Below are 21,357 nucleotides of genomic sequence, written 5' to 3'. Positions count from 1 at the left end.
TGTGAAAGCTCTTCTTATTCGTTTTCGAGCATGGATCGGATCAACGGGATCGTGATCGCGCGTTGGGTCTGCAAGGCATAGCCGTCGAGCTGCGTCAGCAGCTCCATCAGGCTGCCGAGGTCGCGGCTGAAGCGGTGCAGCATGTAGTCGAGCACGTCGTCCGACAGCATCACGCCGCGCGCGTCTGCCGCCTGGCGCAGCACCGCGCGGCGTTCGCTCTCGCTCAGCACCTGCAGGTGGAACACATGGCCCCAGCCGAGGCGGGTGCGCAGGTCTTCGCGCAGCGGCAGGTCGGCCGGCGGCAAGGCGCCGGCGGCCACCACGCCGCGCTGCAGGGTCTGGGCGTTGACGAACCAGTTGAAGGCCGCGTGCTGCTGCACGGCGGTGTAGAGGTGCACGTCGTCGAGCAGAACGGCGCCCCAGCGCTCGTCGAACTCGGGCGGCTCCAGCAGGCCGGCATGCAGCCAGCCCACGCTCGCGCCCTGCTCGCGCAGTGCGACACGCACCGATTCGAGCAGATGGGTCTTGCCACTGCCGCCTTCGCCCCACAGGTAGGTCGGCACCGGCGAGTGCAGCGCAGGGCTGCCGGCGCCGCCCACCCACACTTGCAGGTGGCGCAGCGCCGCCTCGTTGGGGCCGGCAAAAAAGGCGTCGAAGCTGGGGCCCGTCGCAATGCCGATATCGAGCGCGAGCTGTTTCATCCCGGGAAGGTTCATGGAGGGGGCCGCTGGGGCCCTTAAAATCAACGGGAATTCTATCGGCCCGGCCGCTTCGGTTGCCGGCGCCCCAACCACCTCGCCTCTTCCCGGCCCCTTCCGTCGCCTCTTCTTCGCTTTCGCACACCCATGACCTCCCCTACGCCCACCCCGCTCAGCTACAAGGATGCCGGTGTCGATATCGATGCCGGCGACGCGCTGGTCGACCGCATCAAGCCCCTCGCCAAGAAGACCATGCGCGAAGGCGTGCTGGCCGGCATCGGCGGCTTCGGCGCACTGTTCGAGGTGCCCAAGCGCTACAAGGAGCCCGTTCTGGTGAGCGGCACCGACGGCGTGGGCACCAAGCTCAAGCTGGCTTTCGAGTGGAACATGCACGACACGGTCGGCATCGACCTCGTGGCCATGAGCGTCAACGACGTGCTGGTGCAGGGCGCCGAACCCCTGTTCTTCCTCGACTACTTCGCCTGCGGCAAGCTGGACGTGGACACGGCCGCGGCCGTGGTCGGCGGCATCGCCCGCGGCTGCGAGCTCTCGGGTTGCGCGCTGATCGGCGGCGAAACCGCCGAGATGCCCGGCATGTACCCGGCCGGCGAGTACGACCTGGCCGGTTTCGCGGTCGGCGCGGTCGAAAAGTCGAAGATCCTCACCGGCCAGAACGTGAAGCCCGGCGACGTGGTGCTCGGCCTGGCCTCGGCCGGCGTGCATTCCAACGGCTTCAGCCTGGTGCGCAAGGTGATCGAACGGGCGGGTGCCGACCTGCCAGCCACCCTTGACGGCAAGGCTTTCCGCGAAGCCGTGATGGAGCCCACCCACCTCTACGTGAAGCCGGTGCTCGAGGCGCTGGCCAAGCACCCGATCAAGGCGCTGGCCCACATCACCGGCGGCGGCCTGCTCGAGAACATTCCCCGCGTGCTGCCCGAAGGCACCGCCGCCCACCTCAAAAAGGGCAGTTGGCCGCAGACCGAGCTCTTTGCCTGGCTGCAGAAGGTGGCCGGCATCGACGACATCGAGATGAACCGCACCTTCAACAACGGCATCGGCATGGTGGTGGTGATCGACGCGGCCGAAGCCGCCGCCTGCGCCGCCACGCTGCGCGCCGCGGGTGAAAAGGTGCACGAGATCGGCGTCATCGCCAAGCGCGGAGAAGGCGCCGCGGTGGTCGTCGGCTGATCGCCGACGGTTCTGCCCTCCACCTCAAGCACCCGAGCAGCGCACCCGCCCCCCGGATGGCCAAGAAGCCGCAACCCATCGTCACCGCCGCCGCACCCGCGGCTTCCATCGTCCGGACCACGGCCTCGCGCGGCGTGATGGTCGCCAGCTACCTGCTGATGCTGGGCGCCCTGATGCTTGTGATGTGGGAGCACCTGCTGCCGGGACTGATCTGCGTGTGCATCGGCTTCCTGGTCACGCGCCGGTTCGCGCGCGTGCTCGAAAAGGGTCTGTGGCGCATTCCGCCGATGCGCACGCGCGCCGGCGGCTGGGCGGGCGTGCTGGCGGTGGTCGTGGTGCTGCTGGGCCCGATCGGCCTGCTGACGCTGCTGCTGTCGCAGGCGCGCGAGTACATCGTCGACGCGCCCGACCAGTACCGCGAACTGCTCGACTACACGGCCCGCACCGTGCTCGAACTGCGCTCCAAGCTGCCGGCCGACATTGCGACCTATCTGCCCGAAGGCGCGGCCGAGATCCAGCGCGTGATCGCCAACTACCTGCGCGCGCAGGCCGGTTCGCTCGCCATGGCGGGGCGCGCCTGGCTGCACGGTCTGCTCTTTTCCTATGTGGGGCTGATCGTCGGCAGCCTGGCCGCCGTGGCGGCCGTGCCGCTGCGGCGCAAGCCGCTGGCCGAGCAGTTGCACCAGCGGGTGCAGACCTTCGGCGAGGCCTTCGGCCAGATCGTGGCGGCCCAGTTCTGGATCGCGGCCTTCAACACGCTGCTCACCGCCATCTTCCTGCTGTTCCTGATGCCGCTGTGGGGGGCGCACCTGCCGTACACGCCGGCGCTCATCACCCTCACCTTCCTGGCCGGGCTGGTGCCGATCGTGGGCAACCTGGTCTGCAATTCGGTGATCACGCTCGTCGGCCTGTCGGTGTCGCCGGTCACGGCACTGGCCTGCCTGGTCTTCCTGATCGTGATCCACAAGGCCGAGTACGTGATCAACGCCAAGGTGGTCGGCGCCCGCACGCAGATGAGCGTGTGGGAGCTGCTCGCGGTGATGTTCGTGGCCGAGGCGGTGTTCGGGCCGGCAGGGCTGGTGGCGGCGCCGCTGTACTACGCGTACCTGAAAAAAGAGCTTCAGGCTGCGGCGCTGGTCTGACAGACTGCAGGACGATGATGTCCTGATCTGATCGGTTCTGGTCCGCTTCGGCACGGACCGGAGGCTGGCGGCGCAGAAGAATAGGCGGCATCATCCACTCCGCCCTGCGAGCCCGCCGCCACCATGAAAACCTGTCTGATAGTGATCGACGCCCAGGAATCGTTCCGCCAGCGCGCGTACTGGAACGAAAGCCTCGCGACGCCCTACCTCGCCGCCCAGAACGCGCTGATCGAAGGCGCCGCCGCGGCCGGCGTGCCGATCGTGCGCATCTTCCACGTCGACGCGCCGAGCGACGCGAGCAACCCCTTTGCGGTCGAGTCGGGCCACGTCCACCCCATCGACGGGCTCGCGCCGTTCGAGGCCACGGCCACCTTCACCAAGCACCGCCACAGCGCGCTGGTCAACAGCGGGCTCGACATCTGGCTCACCGAAAACGGCATCGGCCGGCTGATCGTGAGCGGCATCCGCACCGAGCAGTGCTGCGAAACCACCACGCGCCATGCCTCGGACCTGGGCTGGGAGGTCGACTACGTGACCGACGCCACGCTGACCTTCGACATGGTGCAGCCCGACGGCCGCCCCCTTTCCGCCGCCGACATCAAGGCGCGCACGGCGACCGTGCTGGCCGGCCGCTTCGCCACGGTCTGCAGCGTGGCGCAGGCGCTCGAACGCGCGGGCGCGGCAGCATGAGCGCATTGCGCGTGCTGATCCTGGCCTACGACGGTGTCGAGGCGCTGGACTTCGCCGGCCCGTTCGAGGTGTTCACCACCGCGAGCCGGGTCAGCCAGCGCATGCAGCCGGGCACGACGGCGCCGTTCGAAGTCGCATCGGTGGCGCATGCGCCGGATGGCCAGCCCGTGCAGGCGCGCGCGGGCCTGCAATYGCTGGCCGATCACGCGGTCACGGGCAACCCGATGGCCGACGTGCTGATCGTCCCCGGCGGCGTGGTCGATGTGCCGATGGCGAGTTCCGAAACCCTGCGCTGGATCGCCGATTGCGCGGCCGGCGCGCAGGTGATCGCATCGGTCTGCACCGGTGTCTTCCTGCTCGCGAAGAGCGGTGTCGTGACGCAGGAAGCCGTCACGACGCACTGGGAAGACATCGCCGACCTGCGCGAGCAGTTCCCGCAGCTCGACGTGCGCGAAGGCGTGCGCTGGGTCGACACCGGCCGCATCGTCAGCTCCGCAGGCATCAGCGCGGGCATCGACATGAGCCTGCATCTGGTCGAGCGACTCGCGGGCCGCGCACTGGCCGAGCGCACCGCGCGCCAGATGGACTACGCATGGACCCACGACAGCAGCAGCAACCCATCCGCGTAGTCTTCGTGCTGCTGCCCGGCAGCCTGGTGCTCGACTGGGCCGGGCCGGCCGAAGCGCTGCGCATCGCAAACCAGCGGCTGCAGGCAGCGGGCCAGCCCGAGCGCTTCGCGATCGAGTTCGCGAGCCCGCGGCCGACCTCCATGGCCTCGGTCGGCGTCGCGCTCGCCGGGCTCGCGCCCTTGCCCACGCAGTGGAACGGCCCGGCCTGGGTGGTGCTCGTCGGCCTGCCCGGCAACACCATTGCCATCGACAACCCCGAAGCACAGGACCTGCTGCACTGGCTGCGCGGCCAGCGCTTCGAGCGCGGCCGCGTCGAGCTGGTCACCATCTGCGCCGGCGCGGTGCTCGCGGCGCATGCCGGTGCGCTCGCAGGGCGACGCGCCACCACGCACCACCATCACCTCGACGAACTGCGCGCGGTGGAACCGCGCTGCGACGTGGTGAGCAACCGCGTGTTCGTGATCGATCCGCCGCTCTACAGCAGTGCGGGCGTCACGACCGGCATCGACCTCGTGCTGCACCGCATTGCCGAAACCTGCGGCGAAGCGCTCGCTGCCCAGGTGGCGCAGACGATGGTGGTGGCACTGCGGCGCGGCCCGCACGATCCGGAGCTCTCGCCCTTTCTCGCCCACCGCAACCACCTGCACGCCGCGCTGCATCGCGTGCAGGACGCCGTCAGCGAACAGCCGCAAGCCGACTGGAGCGTGCCGCGGATGGCAGACGTGGCCCATACCTCGGCACGGCATCTCACGCGGCTCTTCGTCGAGCACGCGGGCGTTGCGCCGCTGGCCTATCTGCGGCGATTGCGGCTCGCGGCCGCACAGCTGGCGCTGGCCTCGGGTGCGAGCGTCACGCGGGCGGCGGAGCTGTCGGGCTTCGGCTCCGACACGCAACTGCGCCGGGCGTGGCATCAGTTCGGATTGCCCGGCTCGCCTTCGGATGCCACGCCGCTGTCCAAGGCATGGCCGTAGCGGATCGTCGCCATCAATGCCAGACGCCTGAAGGCACCGGGCCGGGCACGCGCAGCACGCGGTCGTCACCGATGTCGAGCAAGCGATTGGCCGCATAGCTGTTCTGCGAATCGGGCTCCAGCGCGGCGCTGACGAGCGGCGACAAGGGTTGTGCGAGCGACACGTAGAAGCTGCCTGGCGGCACCACCGCACGCCCCGTGCGCGGCCGCACCTTGAAGGCGCGGATCGCCTCGCCGTCCTCGATGGCGCCCCGCGCATCCTGGCGCTGGCCATCGCTCTGCGAAAGGATTTCGTAACGCTCCACCGGCCAGGGGGCCGCGTTGCCGATGCGCTCCACACGCACGCCGAGCATCTGCAAACGCTGCACGGCCTGCGCCTCGCTGGCGGCCAGCAGGTAGCCGCACGGACGCGAGCGCGCATTGACGATCTTCAACGGATCGGCCGAGCGCCAGTCGACATCGATGCTGCGCTCCTCGCCGCTCTTCGCGTCCAGGAAGTCGAGGCGCTGCCGTGCCGGCGTCTGCCAGGCCTCGACCACGAGATCGCCGTGGCAGGCCTCGTCTTTCGCGCGCTGGCCGGCCTGGGCGACGAGCTGCATCAGCGCCGGCCCTTGCCGCGCCGCCGTCTCGATGACGGTGGTGGCGGCCAGCACCTGCGTGTGCACGCGTCGCGCGAAGTGTGCGCGCCCGAGCCCCACGCCGCGCACTTCGAGCAGCAGGCTCACGGACTGGCGCAGCGCGCTCACGTTGCGGCCGGTGTCGGGCTGCACGCCGCCCATCGACACCGCGCGGTCGCTGGCCTTGCCGGCGGCCGTGGTGTGGTACTTGAAGCCTTGCAGCCCTTCGCGCGCGAACGCGGCCTGCACCGCATCGACGTAGTCGCGCTGCGCGCTCGCGGCAATGGCGGCATCGAGGTTGCCCACGGTGGCGGGTTGCAGCAGGCCGTCGTATTTCATGACCGCGTCGAACTTGTCGATCCAGCGGCCGCCGACGGTGAACTCGTGCAGATCGAGCACCACCTGCGGCCGGAAGCGCAAGGTGGCGGCTGCAAGCAGCCGCGCCTCGGGCGTGCGCAGCAGCAAATGGTCGCGGTTCACGTCGATGCCGTTGGCGGTGACGCGGATGAAGTGTTCGGCGCCATCGGGATTGCCGCGCGGCACCAGCACCAGGTTCACCTTCTGCAGCAGCGCGGCGTTCGGCCCGCTCGCGAACTGCTGTGCCAGCGCCAGCACCGCCTCGCCACCTGCGGGCTCGTTGCCGTGCTGCTGGCCGATCACCATCACGGTGGGACGCGACGGATCGAAGCGCCCCTGGTCGGCGAGCAGCACCAGCGGCATCTCGCGCCCCTGCTGCGATGGGCCCAGGCGCTCGACGCGCACGTTGGGCGACTGGCGCGCCAGTTCGTCGAGGAAGGCGAGCACCTCGGCGTGCGAGGGGAAGTCGGTGCGGCCGGCGCGAAAGCCCGGCGTGGCGTAGCTCGCGGCCGGATCGGGAAAGCGCGCCGCGACGGCGGGTGGCTCGACCCACACCTTGGCGGGATCGAACTGGGCCTGTGCCGGCGCTGCAGCAAGCAGGGCCAAGCCAAAGGCGCACAGGAAACGGGTGGAGGCGTTGCGAAGCATGGCGCGCATTTTCCGCTCGCCCAGCCTCGGGCGGCCTCGGGTGTCGTTCAGCTCAGACAGTGCAGGCTTCCGCGCGTGCCAGCAGCAGCGTCTGCTCGCGCATGTTGCGCGTGAGCGCGGCGGCACGCTGGAATTCCTTGCGCGCCTCGTCACGGCGGCCGAGCTTGAAAAGCAGGTCGCCGCGCACTGTCGGCAGCAGGTGGTAGCCCTGCAGCGCCGGCTCGCCCACGAGCGCGTCGACCACCTCGAGTCCGGCGGCCGGCCCGAAAGCCATCGAAAGCGCCACGGCGCGATTGAGTTCGACGATGGGCGACGGCGACAGTTCGGCCAGCGCGTCGTAGAGCGCGGCAATGCGCGGCCAGTCGGTTTCCCCGGCGGTGCGCGCGCGGCCGTGGCAGGCGGCGATGGCCGCCTGCAAGGCATAGGGCCCCAGCGCACCGCCGAGCGCTTCCGCGCGCGCCAGCCCGGCCAGGCCGCGCCGGATCAGCATCTGGTCCCAGCGCGCGCGGTTCTGTTCGAGCAGCAGCACCGGTTCGCCCAAGGCGCCCACGCGCGCGGCGGTGCGGGAGGCCTGGATTTCCATCAGCGCCACGAGGCCGTGCACCTCCGACGCGTCGGGCACCAGTTCGGCCACGATGCGGCCGAGGCGCATGGCCTCGTCGCAGAGCGCGGGGCGCATCCAGTCGTCGCCCGCGGTGGCCGAATAGCCTTCGTTGAAGATCAGGTAGAGCACCTCGAGCACCGAGGCGAGCCGCGCTTCGAGCTCGTGCCGGCGCGGCACCTCGAAGGGCACGCGCGCTTCGAGCAGGGTGCGCTTGGCACGCACGATGCGCTGCGCCACGGTGGCTTCGGGCACGAGGAAGGCACGGGCGATCTCGTCGGTCGTGAGGCCGCCCATCAGGCGCAGCGTGAGGGCGACGCGCGCCTCGGTCGAGAGCACCGGGTGGCAGGCGGTGAAGACCAGCCGCAGCAGGTCGTCGCCGATGTCGTCGTCGATGGCGGCATCGACCGCTTCGGCGAAGTCGGCCTGCGCCATCTCGTGCTGCGCATCGAGTTCGCGGCCGATCTCGGGCGCCTTGCGCTCGGCCAGCTGGCCGTGGCGCAGGCGGTCGAGGGCGCGGTGCTTGGCCACTTGCGTGAGCCACGCGGCGGGGTTGTCGGGCACGCCGGCGCCGGGCCATTGCTCGAGGGCCGAAACGAGCGCGTCCTGGGCCAGTTCCTCGGCCACGCCCACGTCGCGCACCATGCGCGCGACGGTGGCGATGATCTTCGCGGATTCGATCCGCCAGACCGCCTCGATGGCCCGGTGAATCGCCGCCTGGTCCTTGCCGCCGCTCATGTGTCCGCGTCCTCCCCGCCCAAAGGACGGGATAGCATTCGCCCATGAAACGGTGCCTCCTGACCCTGATCCTGACCCTCGTCCTGGGCGGCGCCCAGGCCGCCGAGGAAGAACGCAACAGCCTCGGCATGGCCTTCGTCAAACTGCCGGCCGGCGAGTTCCTGATGGGCAGCGACGAGGCGCCCGAGTCGCTGGCGCGCGCCTATCCGCAGCTGCCCGCGACGCGCTTCGCGAAACTCGGCGACGAGAGGCCGGTTCACCGGGTGCGCATCACCCGGTCCTTCTGGATGGGCCGGCACGAGGTGACGGTCGGCCAGTTCCGGCGCTTCGTCGAAGCCTCGGGCTACGTGCCCGAATCGGTGGCCGACGGCACCGGCGGCTACGGCTGGCGCGCCGACTACGACCCGGCCAGGACGAAGCGCGGCGACGCCTTCGAAGGCCGCGACCCGCGCTACTCGTGGCGCGATCCGGGCTTTGCGCAGGGCGACGATCATCCGGTCGTCAACGTGACCTGGAACGACGCCCAGGCGCTGGCCGCCTGGCTCAGCAAGACCGAGGGCCGCCGCTACCGGCTGCCGACCGAAGCCGAATGGGAGTACGCCTGCCGCGCCGGCAGCCGCAGCCGCTACAGCTCGGGCGACGAACCGCAGTCGCTGCTGCGTGCGGCCAACGTGTTCGACGCGAACAGCGCACGGTACTGGCCGCGCTGGCAGCCGATGGCGCTGGAAGGCAATGACGGCTACGCATTCACCGCCCCGGTCGGCAGCTTCGCGCCGAACGCCTGGGGGCTCTACGACATGCACGGCAATGCCTGGGAGTGGGTGGCCGACTGGCATGGCGAGGAATACTACGCCCGGTCGCCGGTCGACGACCCGCAGGGCCCGGCCGAAGGCGAGGTGCGGGTGCGCCGCGGCGGCTCCTGGCACACCTGGGCCTTCTATGCGCGGGCCTCCTACCGCAACTGGAACGCGCCGGACACGCGCTACACGCTGGTGGGCATCCGGCTGGTTCGGGAAGACTAGCCAGGCTCGGGCGACCTATTTCTTGACGGTCTGCATCGAAGGAAAGCTCTCGGCCACGGCCTGCAGGTCGGGCGAGAAGTCCTCGAGTTCCTGCACCTGCCGGACCTCGATGACTTCGTTCTCGCTGCCCGGGCAGCGCGTGGCCCACTCGATGGCCTCGGCGCGCGAGGCGACCTCGATCATCCAGTAGCCGCCGAGCACTTCCTTGGCCTCGGCGAAGGGACCGTCGACCACCTTGGGCTTGCGGCCCGGAAAGCTCACGCGCGCGCCCATCGAGGGCGGATGCAGGCCGTCGCAACTGATCAGGACACCGGCTTTCTGCAGGGATTCGTTGTAGGCCATCATCGAGCCCATCCGTTCGCCGTCTTCGGGCATCGTGCCGGGCGCGGCCGTCTCGTAGCCGTGGGGGATCATCAGCATCATGAATCGCATGGTGGTTTCTCCTCGGGTACGACGGGGTTCAGCTGCCGGCCTTGCCGAGCTTTCCAGCCTCGGCGCGCAGGCGGTCTTCCTGCGCCAGCAGCTCGGGCGTCATCGCATCGCCGAAGTCGGTGGCCTCGAACACCTGGCGGATCTCGATCTCGCCTTCCTGGAAGGGGCTGCGCTTGATCCATTCGATCGCCTCTTCCTTCGACTTGACCTGCAGCAGCCAGAAGCCGGCGAGCAGTTCCTTGGTTTCGGCGAAGGGACCGTCGATGACGGTGCGCTTCAGGCCTTCGCAGCGCACGCGTGCGCCCTTGGAAGACGGGTGCAGCCCTTCGCCCGCCAGCAGCACGCCGGCCTTGACCAGTTCCTCGTTGAACTTGCCCATGGCGGTGAGCACCTCGGTGCTGGGCATCACGCCCGCTTCGGAATCCTTGTTGGCCTTGACCAGAATCATGAATCGCATGTCGTTTCTCCTGAAGGTTGATGAAGTCGGGAGACGCTGAAAACTGCGTGCTCCTGTTCACACGTCGGACGAGCGGAAGCCGGATCGACACGTTCGCATCGATCTATTTGTAAATTCTTGTATCAATCCTGAGTCTGGCGCGGCCAAGCCCAGAAGCACCGCGGAACCGGCTTTGCCGGGCCGCTGGTGCTGCCCCCTGCAAGGGGGTTGGCGAAGCGACACGAAGTGCGCGAAGCCTGGGGGTGAGTCACAGATACCCGCAGAAGCGCAGCACGTGTCCGTCGGGTTCGCGGATCGCGAATTCGCGCAGGCCCCAGGGCTGGGAGGCGGGCGGCTCGATGACCGTCACCCCGCGCTTCACATAGGCGGCGTGCAGGCCGTCGACGTCCTTGCCCACGTGGATCACGATTTCGCCGCGCCAGGCCGGCGCCTCGCGCGTGCTGCATTGCCACAGGCGCAGGTAGACCGGGTCGCCATAAGTGCGGTCGCCCTTCTTCACCCGCGCATAGCTGGGCGGCTCGCCGGCGATGAAGTCGAGCTCGAAGCCCAGCACGTCGCGAAACCAGCGCGCGGCGCGCGAGACATCCGACACCGGCAGGACCGGCTGCACGCCATGGAATTCATGCAGGGTGCCCAGGTCGGGCGCCGCGCTCACACCGGCCTTGGTGTTCATCAGTTGGCCGCTCGGCGCAGGGCGGCCACGCGTTCGGCGACCACGTCGATGTCGAGTGCGTCCTCGGCGTTGGCCAGGTAGACCTCCAGGTCGCGCACGGCGAGCGCGGTGTTGCCCTGCTCCGCATGCGCGATGCCGCGGTCGCGGTATTCGCCCCAGGCGTTGGGCAGCAGCGCGATGAGCCGGTCTTGTACCGCGATGCCGCGCTGCCAGTCTTCCTGGGCGCGGTGCACTTCCTTGAGATTGCGCAGCATGCGCCCGATGATTTCGCGCGGACTGGCCGGCTGCAGGTAGAGGCCCAGCGGCACGTCGAAATCGCCGACCAGCCCGTTGCTGCGCTTGTAGGGCTCGAGCCGCTCGCCGAGTTCCTCGCGCGACAGCGACTTGCCGGTGAACGGATCGATCACCACCTGTCCCTTCGGCAGCGTCACCTTGAGCATGAAATGCCCCGGGAATCCAATGCCGCGCGCCTGCAGGCCGAGGCCCTGCGCCAGCTCCATCCAGAGCACCGCCAGCGAGATCGGAATGCCGCGGCGGGTGCGCAGCACGGCGTTCAGGTAGCTGTTGTCGGGGTCGTAGTAGTCGTTGACGTTGCCGCCGAAGTTCAGGTCGTTGAAGAAGAACTGGTTCAGGGCACGCAGCCTGGCGAGCGGTGCGGCGTCGGCCGGGAGGCGGCGCTTCAGGCGGGCCAGCAACTGGTCGACATCGCCCAGCACCTGCTGCACGTCGAGCTCGGGGTACTCGTCCTGCGCCAGGCTGGCGGCCGCCTCGAGCAGCGGAAAATGGTCATCGCTGCGGACGAGCGACTCGAAATATTCCAGTGCGGTGGGGACCTGAAATGTGAACGTCATGTGTCTTTGTAGAGGAGCATCCAGGGACCGTCAAGGCAGGACACATGCGTATTGCCAGCGGCTCAACGGCGCATGAAACTGCGCAGTCGCACACCGACAGCCGCCAGGACGGCGAAATAGAGCACCGCGGCCCCCCCGACGAGCGCAGCGAGCAGCCCGATGCGGCGAAAGCGCTGCTCGCGCAGGCCGATCCAGTCGAAATGGTGCGAGCCCCACACCAGCAGGGCGGCAAGCACCAGCGTGCCGGCCAGCACCTGCAAGGTGAACTTGCCCCAGCCCGGCTCGGGGGTGTAGCTGCCGCGCCGGATCAACCCCACCAGCAGCCAGATCGCATTGACCAGTGCGCCGATGGCGATGGTCAAGGTCAGCGCGGCATGCTGCAGCACCGGCACCAGGAAGAAATTGAGCACCTGGGTGAAGACAAGCACGCTCACCGCAATCAGCATCGGCGTGCGCGTGTCGTGCTTGGCGTAATAGCCCGGCGCGAGCACCTTGACGGCCACGATGCCGACCAGCCCCACGCCATAGCCCATCAGCGCCAGGGTGGTGCGCCGCACGTCGTCGCCGCTGTAGGCGCCGTTGTGGAACAGCACCGCGACCAGCGGTTGCGCAAACAGCAGGAGTGCGATGGCGCACGGTGCCGACAGCAGCACCACGAGCCGCAGGCCCCAGTCGAGCAGGGCCGAATAGCGGGCGTCGTCCTTGGCGGCGCGCGCGCCGGCCAGCTGCGGCATCAGCACCACGCCGAGCGCGACGCCCAGCATCGCGGTGGGAAATTCCATCAGGCGGTCGGCGTTGACCACCCAGGTCACGCTGCCCGTGGCAAGGTGGGACGCGATCTGCGTGTTGATGAGCAGCGAGATCTGCGCCACGCTCACGCCCAGCAAGGCGGGCAGCATCAGCTTCAGCACCGTGCGGGTGGCCGGATCGGTCCAGGCGCCACGCAGCGCCCCGAGGCTCGCACCGACACGCGGCATCAGGCCGAGTGCGCGCAGTGCGGGGATCTGCARGCCCAGCTGCAGCACCCCACCGACCAGAACACCCACGCATTGCGCGTAAATCGGCTCGATGCCATAGCGCCGGAACAGCGGCGCGCCGACCACGATGGAAAGGATCAGCGCAATGTTCAGCAGCACCGGCGACGCCGCGGGCACCGCGAACTTGCGCCAGGTGTTGAGAATGCCGCCCGCCAGCGCCACCAGCGACATGAAGCCGATGTACGGAAACATCCAGCGCGTCATGACGATCGCCGCGTCGAAGCCCTTCAGGCCGCTGGCCATGGCCCAGACCAGGAGCGGCGCGCCGACCACGCCGGCCACGCACACCACCAGCAGGGTCCAGGTCAGCAGCGTGGCGACATGATCGATCAGCGCCTTGGCGCCCTCCTCGCCGTCTTCCGTCCTGCGTGCGGCCAGCACCGGCACGAAGGCCTGGCTGAAGGCGCCTTCGCCGAAAACCCGCCGGAACAGATTCGGAATGCGAAAAGCGACGTTGAAAGCGTCGGTCAGGGCGCTGACGCCGAAAACCGAGGCGAAGAGCACGTCGCGAACGAGGCCCGTGATCCGCGAGGCGAGGGTCAGCAGGGAGACGGTGGAGGCGGATTTGAGCAGGGACACGGGGGCGAGTGTAGGGCCCGGAAAGCGCCCGAAATGGACCGATTCGGAGGAAAAGCCAACCCGGCCTATAATGGAGGGCTTTGCTGCATCATCCTCAGACACCTAAGGAACTAAATCATGGCATCCGCCAAGCCCAAGAAGAAGAACCCGCGCCTCGCGTCGGGCCGCAAGCGCGTCCGCCAGGACGTCAAGCTCAACGCTGCGAACACCTCGCTGCGCTCCAAATACCGTACCGCGGTCAAGAACGTCGAAAAGGCTGTTCTGGCTGGCGACAAGACCAAGGCAAGCGAACTGTTCGCGAAGGCCCAGAGCATCGTCGACACGGTCGCCGACAAGGGCATCTTCCACAAGAACAAGGCCGCTCGCGACAAGAGCCGCCTGTCGGCCAAGGTCAAGGCCCTGGCCCTCGCGCCTGAAAAGGCCGCCGCCTGACACCTGTCAGGCAAGCCCGGATCGGAATTCTCCGGTCCGCCGTTTGATCGGGGTGCGCTGCAGCAAAGTGTAAAAAACCGCCTTCGGGCGGTTTTTTCATGTCCGGTCGCTTCTGAAGAAGGCCCGTTCCAGGCTTTTCAGGCCTTGGGCGGCGGTGCGTCGGGCACCAGGCAGGCCTCGACCACCTGAAGGTCGTTGTCCCGCGCGAAATTGACGCAGAAGTCCCAGGCCATGGGTTCGGCATCGCGCAGCGCGCGATTCACCACCACGCACTTGACCCCGTTGAGGGTCGTCGGCACACACCAGGGCGAATAGCTCAGGTGGCTGCCCGGATAGGCGCCGCCGGGCCGGAAAGAGCACATCACGCCGGCCAGCCGCTCGGCCCAGTCGCTGGGGCGGAAGGTCCGGCCATCGCGGGTGATGCCCTGGATGAAGATTTCTTTGGCAGTGGGGGAAATCATCGTTGAATGAGGCGCCCGGAGCGGGTGCTGCGGTGCAACAACCGATTCTATCCGGGGCACTTTTTGCATCCTGAACGGGGGCATTGCTGTAATGCGGAATCCTCAACGAAGCCGTCAAGAGGCACGCCTAGAATCCGCGTTCCCTATCTGGAGAACCGAATGAGCGCTACCGCCCAGCCCACCTCGCCCCACGTCATGAACACCTACGGTCGCCTGCCGATCGCACTGTCGCACGGTCAAGGTTGCCGAGTCTGGGACACCACGGGCAAGGCCTACATCGACGGCCTGGGCGGCATCGCCGTCAACACGCTGGGCCACAACCACCCCGAACTGGTGCCCGCGCTGCAGGACCAGCTGACCAAGCTGATCCACAGCTCCAACTACTACCACGTGACCGGCCAGGAACAGCTCGCCACCAAGCTGACCGAGCTTTCGGGCCTCACCAACGCATTTTTCTGCTGCACCGGCCTGGAAGCCAACGAAGCCGCCCTCAAGCTCGCCCGCAAGTATGGCCACGACAAGGGCATCGAGCGCCCCGAGATCGTGGTCTATGAAGCCGCTTTCCACGGCCGCAGCATCGCCACCCTGTCGGCCACCGGCAACCCCAAGGTGCAGGCCGGCTTCGGCCCGCTGGTCGAGGGATTCATCCGCGTGCCGCTGAACGACATCGCAGCGCTCAAAGAGGCCACCGAGGGCAACCCCAACGTGGTCGCCGTGTTCTTCGAGACCATCCAGGGCGAAGGCGGCATCAACCCGATGCGCTGGGAATACCTGAAACAGGTGCGCGCCCTCTGCGACGAGCGCGACTGGCTCATGATGATCGACGAAGTGCAGTGCGGCATGGGCCGCACCGGCAAGTGGTTCGCCCACCAGTGGGCAGGCATCAAGCCGGACGTGATGCCGCTGGCCAAGGGCCTCGGCTCGGGCGTGCCGATCGGCGCCGTGGTGGCCGGCCCCAAGGCCGCCCACATCTTCGGTCCCGGCAACCATGGCACCACCTTCGGCGGCAACCCGCTCGCGATGCGCGCCGGCATCGAGACCATCCGCATCATGGAAGAGCACAAGCTGCTCGAGAACGCCGCCACCGTGGGCGCGCACCTCAAGGCCGCGCTGGAGCGCGAGTTCGGCGGCCTGCCCGGCGTGAAGGAAATCCGTGGCCAGGGCCTGATGCTCGGCATCGAGCTCGACCGGCCCTGCGGCGTGATCCTGAACCGCGCCTGCGATGCCGGCCTGCTGCTGAGCGTGACGGCCGACCGCGTGATCCGCCTCGTGCCGCCGCTCATCCTGAGCATTGCCGAGGCCGACGAAATCGTCGCCATCCTCGCGCCCATCGTGAAGACCTTCCTCTCGGAGCCTGCTGCGAAATGACGACCGCCGCCACGCCGAACGCCATCCGCCACTACCTGCAGTTCGCCGATTTTTCGGCCGACGAGTACGCCTATCTCTTCGATCGCATGGCGATCATCAAGAAGAAGTTCAAGACCTACGAGAAGCACCAACCGCTGGTCGACCGCACGCTGGCCATGATCTTCGAGAAGGCCAGCACGCGCACCCGCGTGAGCTTCGAGGCGGGCATGTACCAGCTCGGCGGCAGCGTGGTGCACCTGACCACCGGCGACAGCCAGCTCGGCCGCGCCGAGCCCATCGAGGACAGCGCGAAGGTCATCAGCCGCATGGTCGACATCGTGATGATCCGCACCTACGAGCAGACCAAGATCGACGCCTTCGCCGCGCACTCGCGCGTGCCCGTGATCAACGGCCTGACCAACGAATTCCACCCCTGCCAGATCCTCGCGGACATCTTCACCTACATCGAGCACCGCGGCTCACGCGACGCCGGAGGCGACGCACTTTCCTGCCTCAAGGGCAAGACCGTGGCCTGGGTGGGCGACGGCAACAACATGGCCAACACCTGGCTGCAGGCCAGCGAGATCCTCGGCTTCAAGGTGCATGTGAGCACGCCCAGCGGCTACGAGGTGGACCAGTCGGTGGCGGGCCTGCGCTCGGCCGACAGCTACCAGGTCTTCCAGGACCCGATGGAAGCCTGCCGCGGCGCCGACCTCGTCACCACCGACGTCTGGACCAGCATGGGCTACGAAGCCGAGAACGAGGCCCGCCGCAAGGCCTTTGCCGACTGGTGCGTCGACGAAGACATGATGCGCATCGCCCAGCCCGACGCCCTCTTCATGCACTGCCTGCCCGCGCACCGCGGCGAGGAAGTGCAGGCCGAAGTCATCGACGGCCCGCAGTCGGTGGTGTGGGATGAAGCCGAGAACCGGCTCCATGCCCAGAAGGCCCTGATGGAGTTCCTGCTGCTCGGCAAGCTCTGAGCAGCTGAAGAAGGCGCGGCCACGTGTCCCATTGCCAGCAATGCGGCGCCTGCTGCGCCAGCTACCGCGTCGACTTCAGCGTGCACGAGCTCGACGACAACGGCGGCAGGGTGCCGTCCGGCCTCGCGGTGGACGTGAACGACGCCCTCTGCCGCATGCGCGGCACCGACCACACGCCCATGCGCTGCGCAGCGCTCACCGGCAAGATCGGCCAGTCGGTGGCCTGCGGCATCTACGAATGGCGGCCGAACCCCTGCCACGACCTGCAATCGGGCAGCGACGCCTGCGAGCGGGCACGCGCCCGGCACGGGCTGCCCGCGCTGTCTTCTTCCTGAACCGCATCATCTCGTCACGCTGCGTGTTGGAAATAACCGACACCACGACCCCTCGCCCGGCGCTAACTTCGCGCCATGCATTCTCTGCAATCTCAACTCCGCATCTGGGACATCTCGCCCCCGGTGCATGAAGGCGCGCCGGTGTTCCCCGGCGACACGCCCTACCAGCAGCGCTGGGCCGCGACCATTTCGCCGGAGTGCCCGGTCAACGTCAGCGAGATCAAGCTCTCGCCGCACGTCGGCGCGCATGCCGATGCGCCCCTGCACTACGACCCCGAAGGCCAGACCATCGGCCTCGTGGACCTCACGCCCTTCCTCGGCCCCTGCCGGGTGATCCACGCCATCGCCAAGGGGCCGCTGATCGAGTGGGAGCACATCGCCCACGCCGTCGACAGCCAGCTGCCGCCGCGCGTGCTGGTGCGCACCTACACCACCATGCCCGTCGGCCACTGGGACCCGCAGCTCGCGGCCTACGCGCCCGCCACCGTCGAGCGGCTCGCGGCCATGGGCGTGAAGTTGATCGGCATCGACACCGCCAGCATCGACCCGGCCGACAGCAAGACGCTGGAAAGCCACCAACGCATCCGCCGCCTCGACCTGCGCGTGCTCGAGAACCTCGTGCTCGACGACGTGCCCGAGGGCGACTACGAACTCATCGCCCTGCCGCTCAAGCTGGTCAGCGCCGATGCCTCCCCCGTTCGCGCCGTGCTGCGCGAACTTCCCCCGCTGAAGACCTGAAACCATGACGACCCTTGCCGATTGCCGCGCGCTCGACGTGCTGGACCCGCTGCGCCCCTTGCGCGACCAATTCACCCTGCCCGAGGGCGTGATCTACCTCGACGGCAACTCGCTCGGCGTGCTGCCCAAGACGGCCCCCGCGCGCATCGCCGAAGTGGTGGCGAAGGAATGGGGCGAAGGCCTGATCCGCTCGTGGAACACCGCGAGCTGGTTCGACCTGCCGCAGCGCCTGGGCGACAAGGTGGCCCGGCTGATCGGCGCGGCGCCCGGCGAAGTGGTGTGCACCGACAGCACCTCGGTCAACCTCTACAAGGTGCTGTTCGCGGCGCTCTCGCAGCAAAAGGACAGCGGGCGCAAGCTGGTGGTCAGCGAGCGCAGCAACTTCCCGACCGACCTCTACATCGCCGAATCGCTGTGCCGCGAGCGCGGCTTCACGCTCAAGCTGATCGATGCGAGCGAGCTGCAAGGTCCGGATTCGGTGCTGACCGACGAAGTGGCCGTGCTGATGCTCACCCACGTCAACTACCGCACCGGTGCCATGCACGACATGAAGGCCATCACCGCCGCCGCGCATGCCGCCGGCGCACTTGCGGTGTGGGACCTCGCGCACAGCGCGGGCGCCGTTCCGGTCGCGCTCAACGACAGCAATGCCGACTACGCGATCGGCTGCGGCTACAAGTACCTGAACGGCGGCCCGGGCGCGCCCGCCTTCGCATGGGTGAACACCAGGCATGCGGGCCAGTTCGAGCAGCCGCTGTCGGGCTGGTGGGGCCACGCGGCGCCCTTCGAGTTCACGCCGCACTACCGGCCCGCGCCGGGCGTGGGCCGCTATCTCTGCGGCACGCAACCGATCATCGCGCTGGCGGGGCTGGAATGCGGCCTCGACACCGTGCTCGCAGCCGAGTCCTTCAACCGCGAACAGGGCGCCATGGCCGCGCTGCGCACCAAATCGCTCGCGCTCACCGACCTCTTCGTCAAGCTCGTTGAAGAGCGCTGCGCAGGCCAGGGCCTGTCGCTGGTCACACCGCGCGAGCACGCGCAGCGCGGCTCGCAGGTGTGCCTGAGTCGGGACGAAGGCGCCTACGCCATCGTGCAGGCGCTGATCGCGCGCGGCGTGATCGGCGACTACCGTGCCGGCGACTCGCAGATGCCCGACATCCTGCGCTTCGGCTTCACGCCGCTGTACCTCGGTTTCGAGGACGTGTGGAATTCCGTCGAACACCTCGTGCAGGTGCTCGAAACGGGCGAGTGGCGACGCGCCGAGTTCAACCGCAAGAACGCAGTCACATGACCACCGAAAAAATCGTCCACGAAGAAAAGGCGCAGCTGGATTTCAGCGCGTCGATGAGCTACGGCGACTACCTGCATCTCGACGAGATCCTCAATGCCCAGCATCCGCTGTCGCCCGCGCACGACGAGATGCTGTTCATCGTGCAGCACCAGACCAGCGAACTCTGGATGAAGCTCATGCTGCACGAACTGCGTGCCGCCACCACCTGCATCGCCGGCGAGAAGCTGGCCGACGCCTTCAAGATGCTGGCGCGCGTGAGCCGCATCATGGAGCAGCTGGTGAGCGCATGGACCGTGCTCTCGACCATGACGCCGCCCGAGTACACGGCGATGCGCCCCTACCTCGCCAACTCCAGCGGCTTCCAGAGCGCGCAGTACCGCTGCATCGAGTTCGCGCTCGGCAACAAGAACGCCGCGATGCTCAAGCCCCATGCGCACCGGGCCGACCTGCTCGCGCAGGTCGAGGCGGCGTACCGCGCGCCCTCGCTGTACGACGAATCGCTGCGCCTGCTGGCGCGCCACGGCCTGCCGGTGCCCGCCGACCGGCTGGAGCGCGACTGGACGCAGCCCTACGAATCCAGCGACGGCGTCGAGGCGGCGTGGCTCACCGTCTACCGCAACCCGCACGATCACTGGGACCTGTACCAGCTCGGCGAGAAGCTCACCGACCTCGAAGACGCCTTCCGTCTCTGGCGCTTCCGCCATGTGACCACGGTCGAGCGCGTGATCGGCTTCAAGCGCGGCACCGGCGGCACGGGCGGCGTGAGCTACCTGCGCAAGATGCTCGACGTGGTGCTGTTCCCCGAGATCTGGAAGCTGCGCACCGACCTCTGACCGGCACGCCGCGTGCAACAATCGCCGCGGCACCGGCTCTTCAAGACTCGACAAGGCAGGCGATTCGTCGTTCCGCCTTGTGCTGCGGGGTAACCCCGCGGCGGATGGATGGCTACCCGTTCCGGCGCGTGAGCGGGACTGCGCTGTCGCGCAGCACTGCTGGCGCATCACCGGCTGGTTGAAGGGCCGGTTGCCACCTGCGTTCCACTTCATCACCTTCAGGATGCGCGAACCGAGCTACAGGGAATGGATTGCACGCAGCCTCGCGCGCGCCCTGCTGGCCGATGCGAGGCAGCCCCGCGGCACTGCGCCGCGCGCCCTGCGTGCACGGGCCGAAGCGGCGCTGGGTGCCAATCCGCCGTGGCTGACGCTTCTTTCGGAAGCGCTCGGCAAGCGGTCGCTCGCCACATGGCAGCGCACCGACCTGCCCGCGCTGGCGAAGGCGATTCACGACATGCCCGCGCTGGACCTCGCCTTCGAGCAGGACGAGCCGCCCCGTGTGCGACGGCTCATCCTGCGGCCGGCCGACATGCTGCCGCGCCCGATGGGCCTCGACGACTGCGCGTTGCCGGACCTGCCCACGCAGGCCGACCTCGCGCAATGGCTGGAACTCGAGCCGGACCGCCTGGCCTGGCTTACCGCCGCATCGCAGGGCTTTCGCGAACCCGATGCATCGGGCGCACGCCCCGCATCGCACTACCGCTATCAGCTGCAGCCCAAGCGCCTCGGCGGCCTGCGCCTGCTCGAGATTCCCAAGGCCGACCTGAAGCGCGTGCAGCGCCGCATCCTCGACGGCCTGCTGCAGCACGTGCCCGTGCACGAGGCTGCCCATGGCTTCGTGCAAGACCGCTCGGTCGCGAGCCATGCGGCCGCGCATGCCGGCAAGGCGGTGGTGATCGGCTTCGACCTGCGCGACTTCTTTCCCAGCGTTCGCGCATCCCGCGTGCATGCGCTGTGGCGCACGCTGGGCTATCCCGAAGGCGTGGCGCGCGCGCTCACCGCGTTGTGCACGCATCGCACCAGCCCGGCCGTGATCGAGCGCCTGCGCGACGACGGCGGGCTCGACTGGATGGGCGCCAAGCGCCTGGCCGCGCCGCATCTGCCGCAGGGCTCGCCCTGCTCCCCCGCGCTGGCCAACCTTTGCGCGTTCCGGCTCGACCTGCGGCTCGAGGGGCTGGCGTGGGTCTTCGGCGCCACCTGTACGCGCTACGCCGACGACCTGGTGTTCTCCGGACCGGCCTCGCTGCGCACCCGGTTCACCGCGCTGCGCGCCTGGGTCGATGGCATCGCGGCCGACGAGGGCTTCGAACTGCACCCGCGCAAGGTGCGCTGCATGCCGCAGCACCGTCAGCAGCGCGTGACCGGCGTGGTGGTCAATGAGAAGGCGAACGCGCCGCGCGAGGACTTCGACCGGCTGAAGGCCGTGCTGCATCGCTGCGCGACACTGGGCCCTGCAGGCCAAAACCGCGAGAAGGTTGCCGACTTCCGCGGGCACCTGCTGGGCCGCATCGCCTGGATGGGTCAGTTCAATCCGGCGCGCAAGGCGAGGCTCCTGCGCCTCTTCGATCGGATCGAGTGGCCGGGCCCCGCGCAAACGCCCTCATGAAG

General features: G+C 68.5%; 23 protein-coding genes. 14 read left to right on the top strand and 9 right to left on the bottom strand.

Annotated features, from left to right (window positions below; translation table 11 throughout):
* Nucleotides 1-14: 14 nt before the first annotated feature.
* The gene (hda, locus tag AC1DXX_RS04845; protein ID WP_478133128.1) at nt 15-701 is read right to left on the bottom strand and encodes a DnaA regulatory inactivator Hda; all 687 of its coding nucleotides are present in this window, start codon (nt 699-701) and stop codon (nt 15-17) included.
* A gap of 144 nt (nt 702-845) precedes the next feature.
* Here hda and purM point away from each other — a divergent pair, with 144 nt between their 5' ends.
* The 5 genes from purM to AC1DXX_RS04820 all read left to right on the top strand — a co-directional run bounded on the left by purM (nt 846) and on the right by AC1DXX_RS04820 (nt 5,318).
* Complete coding sequence (gene purM, locus AC1DXX_RS04840; protein WP_478133033.1) at nt 846-1,886, top strand: phosphoribosylformylglycinamidine cyclo-ligase; 1,041 nt, start codon at nt 846-848, stop codon at nt 1,884-1,886.
* Nucleotides 1,887-1,942: 56 nt separating this feature from the next.
* Nucleotides 1,943-3,028 carry an AI-2E family transporter gene (locus tag AC1DXX_RS04835; protein WP_478133032.1) on the top strand — a complete coding sequence of 362 codons (1,086 nt, stop codon included), beginning with the start codon at nt 1,943-1,945 and terminating at the stop codon, nt 3,026-3,028.
* A gap of 123 nt (nt 3,029-3,151) precedes the next feature.
* Nucleotides 3,152-3,718, top strand: a complete 567-nt coding sequence (locus AC1DXX_RS04830; RefSeq protein WP_478133031.1) for a cysteine hydrolase family protein — start codon at nt 3,152-3,154, stop codon at nt 3,716-3,718.
* Nucleotides 3,715-4,347, top strand: coding sequence for a DJ-1/PfpI family protein (locus AC1DXX_RS04825; protein WP_478133030.1), 633 nt, complete (start codon nt 3,715-3,717; stop codon nt 4,345-4,347). Before AC1DXX_RS04830 ends, AC1DXX_RS04825 begins: the two co-directional genes overlap by 4 nt.
* Entirely contained in the window at nt 4,311-5,318 is a 1,008-nt protein-coding gene (locus AC1DXX_RS04820) for a GlxA family transcriptional regulator (RefSeq protein WP_478133029.1), read from the top strand. Before AC1DXX_RS04825 ends, AC1DXX_RS04820 begins: the two co-directional genes overlap by 37 nt.
* Nucleotides 5,319-5,331: 13 nt before the next feature.
* Here AC1DXX_RS04820 and AC1DXX_RS04815 read toward each other — a convergent pair whose 3' ends face one another.
* Both AC1DXX_RS04815 and AC1DXX_RS04810 read right to left on the bottom strand, forming a co-directional pair.
* The gene (locus AC1DXX_RS04815; RefSeq protein ID WP_478133028.1) at nt 5,332-6,939 is read right to left on the bottom strand and encodes a M14 family metallopeptidase; all 1,608 of its coding nucleotides are present in this window, start codon (nt 6,937-6,939) and stop codon (nt 5,332-5,334) included.
* Between the two features lie 52 nt (nt 6,940-6,991).
* Nucleotides 6,992-8,278, bottom strand: coding sequence for an RNA polymerase sigma factor (locus tag AC1DXX_RS04810; RefSeq protein WP_478133027.1), 1,287 nt, complete (start codon nt 8,276-8,278; stop codon nt 6,992-6,994).
* A gap of 44 nt (nt 8,279-8,322) precedes the next feature.
* Between AC1DXX_RS04810 and AC1DXX_RS04805 the strand changes: the two genes are divergently transcribed.
* Entirely contained in the window at nt 8,323-9,300 is a 978-nt protein-coding gene (locus AC1DXX_RS04805) for a formylglycine-generating enzyme family protein (RefSeq protein ID WP_478133026.1), read from the top strand.
* A 15-nt stretch (nt 9,301-9,315) separates the two neighbouring features.
* On the opposite strand, the gene AC1DXX_RS04800 is transcribed toward AC1DXX_RS04805, so the two are convergent.
* The 5 genes from AC1DXX_RS04800 to murJ form a co-directional block, all read right to left on the bottom strand.
* Nucleotides 9,316-9,732 (bottom strand): YciI family protein, encoded by a 417-nt coding sequence (locus AC1DXX_RS04800; protein ID WP_478133025.1) that lies wholly within the window; start codon nt 9,730-9,732, stop codon nt 9,316-9,318.
* A gap of 28 nt (nt 9,733-9,760) precedes the next feature.
* Nucleotides 9,761-10,189, bottom strand: coding sequence for a YciI family protein (locus AC1DXX_RS04795; protein WP_478133024.1), 429 nt, complete (start codon nt 10,187-10,189; stop codon nt 9,761-9,763).
* A gap of 247 nt (nt 10,190-10,436) precedes the next feature.
* A complete protein-coding gene (locus AC1DXX_RS04790) occupies nt 10,437-10,862 on the bottom strand; it encodes a bleomycin resistance protein (RefSeq protein WP_478133023.1) in 426 nt (141 codons plus the stop codon).
* Nucleotides 10,862-11,713: a SirB1 family protein gene (locus AC1DXX_RS04785; RefSeq protein ID WP_478133022.1), complete on the bottom strand. Its 852-nt coding sequence runs from the start codon at nt 11,711-11,713 to the stop codon at nt 10,862-10,864. Before AC1DXX_RS04785 ends, AC1DXX_RS04790 begins: the two co-directional genes overlap by 1 nt.
* Before the next feature lie 62 nt (nt 11,714-11,775).
* On the bottom strand, nt 11,776-13,329 hold the full coding sequence (gene murJ / locus AC1DXX_RS04780; protein WP_478133021.1) for a murein biosynthesis integral membrane protein MurJ: 1,554 nt from the start codon (nt 13,327-13,329) through the stop codon (nt 11,776-11,778).
* A 117-nt stretch (nt 13,330-13,446) separates the two neighbouring features.
* Here murJ and rpsT point away from each other — a divergent pair, with 117 nt between their 5' ends.
* Nucleotides 13,447-13,761: a 30S ribosomal protein S20 gene (gene rpsT / locus AC1DXX_RS04775; RefSeq protein ID WP_056571937.1), complete on the top strand. Its 315-nt coding sequence runs from the start codon at nt 13,447-13,449 to the stop codon at nt 13,759-13,761.
* A gap of 137 nt (nt 13,762-13,898) precedes the next feature.
* On the opposite strand, the gene AC1DXX_RS04770 is transcribed toward rpsT, so the two are convergent.
* Nucleotides 13,899-14,222, bottom strand: a complete 324-nt coding sequence (locus AC1DXX_RS04770; protein WP_478133020.1) for a DUF3579 domain-containing protein — start codon at nt 14,220-14,222, stop codon at nt 13,899-13,901.
* Nucleotides 14,223-14,381: 159 nt separating this feature from the next.
* On the opposite strand from AC1DXX_RS04770, the gene AC1DXX_RS04765 reads away from it, so the two are divergent.
* The 7 genes from AC1DXX_RS04765 to AC1DXX_RS04735 all read left to right on the top strand — a co-directional run bounded on the left by AC1DXX_RS04765 (nt 14,382) and on the right by AC1DXX_RS04735 (nt 21,355).
* On the top strand, nt 14,382-15,590 hold the full coding sequence (locus AC1DXX_RS04765; RefSeq protein ID WP_478133019.1) for an acetylornithine/succinylornithine family transaminase: 1,209 nt from the start codon (nt 14,382-14,384) through the stop codon (nt 15,588-15,590).
* Nucleotides 15,587-16,552: an ornithine carbamoyltransferase gene (gene argF, locus AC1DXX_RS04760; protein ID WP_478133018.1), complete on the top strand. Its 966-nt coding sequence runs from the start codon at nt 15,587-15,589 to the stop codon at nt 16,550-16,552. The genes AC1DXX_RS04765 and argF overlap by 4 nt, the downstream gene beginning before the upstream one ends.
* A 23-nt stretch (nt 16,553-16,575) precedes the next feature.
* Nucleotides 16,576-16,887, top strand: coding sequence for a YkgJ family cysteine cluster protein (locus AC1DXX_RS04755; protein WP_478133017.1), 312 nt, complete (start codon nt 16,576-16,578; stop codon nt 16,885-16,887).
* Nucleotides 16,888-16,962: 75 nt separating this feature from the next.
* Nucleotides 16,963-17,625: an arylformamidase gene (gene kynB / locus AC1DXX_RS04750; RefSeq protein ID WP_478133016.1), complete on the top strand. Its 663-nt coding sequence runs from the start codon at nt 16,963-16,965 to the stop codon at nt 17,623-17,625.
* Nucleotides 17,626-17,629: 4 nt separating this feature from the next.
* The gene (gene kynU / locus AC1DXX_RS04745) at nt 17,630-18,916 is read left to right on the top strand and encodes a kynureninase (protein WP_478133015.1); all 1,287 of its coding nucleotides are present in this window, start codon (nt 17,630-17,632) and stop codon (nt 18,914-18,916) included.
* Nucleotides 18,913-19,749: a tryptophan 2,3-dioxygenase gene (kynA, locus tag AC1DXX_RS04740; protein WP_478133014.1), complete on the top strand. Its 837-nt coding sequence runs from the start codon at nt 18,913-18,915 to the stop codon at nt 19,747-19,749. The genes kynU and kynA overlap by 4 nt, the downstream gene beginning before the upstream one ends.
* A 190-nt stretch (nt 19,750-19,939) precedes the next feature.
* Nucleotides 19,940-21,355 carry a reverse transcriptase family protein gene (locus AC1DXX_RS04735; protein WP_478133013.1) on the top strand — a complete coding sequence of 472 codons (1,416 nt, stop codon included), beginning with the start codon at nt 19,940-19,942 and terminating at the stop codon, nt 21,353-21,355.
* Nucleotides 21,356-21,357 lie beyond the last annotated feature (2 nt).

This window comes from Variovorax sp. P4_B10, from assembly GCF_056402375.1.
The sequence above is the reverse complement of the archived record's forward strand: the minus strand, read 5'-3'. Positions and strand labels throughout refer to the sequence as shown.

What these genes read in the sequence shown, in the direction of transcription:
- argF (WP_478133018.1), top strand. Translation starts at nt 15,587, where the DNA reads ATGACGACCGCCGCCACGCCGAACGCCATCCGCCACTACCTGCAGTTC.
- AC1DXX_RS04805 (WP_478133026.1), top strand. Translation starts at nt 8,323, where the DNA reads ATGAAACGGTGCCTCCTGACCCTGATCCTGACCCTCGTCCTGGGCGGC.
- AC1DXX_RS04835 (WP_478133032.1), top strand. Translation starts at nt 1,943, where the DNA reads ATGGCCAAGAAGCCGCAACCCATCGTCACCGCCGCCGCACCCGCGGCT.
- purM (WP_478133033.1), top strand. Translation starts at nt 846, where the DNA reads ATGACCTCCCCTACGCCCACCCCGCTCAGCTACAAGGATGCCGGTGTC.
- AC1DXX_RS04820 (WP_478133029.1), top strand. Translation starts at nt 4,311, where the DNA reads ATGGACCCACGACAGCAGCAGCAACCCATCCGCGTAGTCTTCGTGCTG.
- AC1DXX_RS04795 (WP_478133024.1), bottom strand. Translation starts at nt 10,189, where the DNA reads ATGCGATTCATGATTCTGGTCAAGGCCAACAAGGATTCCGAAGCGGGC.
- hda (WP_478133128.1), bottom strand. Translation starts at nt 701, where the DNA reads ATGAAACAGCTCGCGCTCGATATCGGCATTGCGACGGGCCCCAGCTTC.
- AC1DXX_RS04830 (WP_478133031.1), top strand. Translation starts at nt 3,152, where the DNA reads ATGAAAACCTGTCTGATAGTGATCGACGCCCAGGAATCGTTCCGCCAG.
- rpsT (WP_056571937.1), top strand. Translation starts at nt 13,447, where the DNA reads ATGGCATCCGCCAAGCCCAAGAAGAAGAACCCGCGCCTCGCGTCGGGC.
- AC1DXX_RS04815 (WP_478133028.1), bottom strand. Translation starts at nt 6,939, where the DNA reads ATGCTTCGCAACGCCTCCACCCGTTTCCTGTGCGCCTTTGGCTTGGCC.
- kynA (WP_478133014.1), top strand. Translation starts at nt 18,913, where the DNA reads ATGACCACCGAAAAAATCGTCCACGAAGAAAAGGCGCAGCTGGATTTC.
- AC1DXX_RS04810 (WP_478133027.1), bottom strand. Translation starts at nt 8,278, where the DNA reads ATGAGCGGCGGCAAGGACCAGGCGGCGATTCACCGGGCCATCGAGGCG.
- kynB (WP_478133016.1), top strand. Translation starts at nt 16,963, where the DNA reads ATGCATTCTCTGCAATCTCAACTCCGCATCTGGGACATCTCGCCCCCG.
- AC1DXX_RS04770 (WP_478133020.1), bottom strand. Translation starts at nt 14,222, where the DNA reads ATGATTTCCCCCACTGCCAAAGAAATCTTCATCCAGGGCATCACCCGC.
- AC1DXX_RS04800 (WP_478133025.1), bottom strand. Translation starts at nt 9,732, where the DNA reads ATGCGATTCATGATGCTGATGATCCCCCACGGCTACGAGACGGCCGCG.
- AC1DXX_RS04790 (WP_478133023.1), bottom strand. Translation starts at nt 10,862, where the DNA reads ATGAACACCAAGGCCGGTGTGAGCGCGGCGCCCGACCTGGGCACCCTG.
- AC1DXX_RS04785 (WP_478133022.1), bottom strand. Translation starts at nt 11,713, where the DNA reads ATGACGTTCACATTTCAGGTCCCCACCGCACTGGAATATTTCGAGTCG.
- AC1DXX_RS04765 (WP_478133019.1), top strand. Translation starts at nt 14,382, where the DNA reads ATGAGCGCTACCGCCCAGCCCACCTCGCCCCACGTCATGAACACCTAC.
- kynU (WP_478133015.1), top strand. Translation starts at nt 17,630, where the DNA reads ATGACGACCCTTGCCGATTGCCGCGCGCTCGACGTGCTGGACCCGCTG.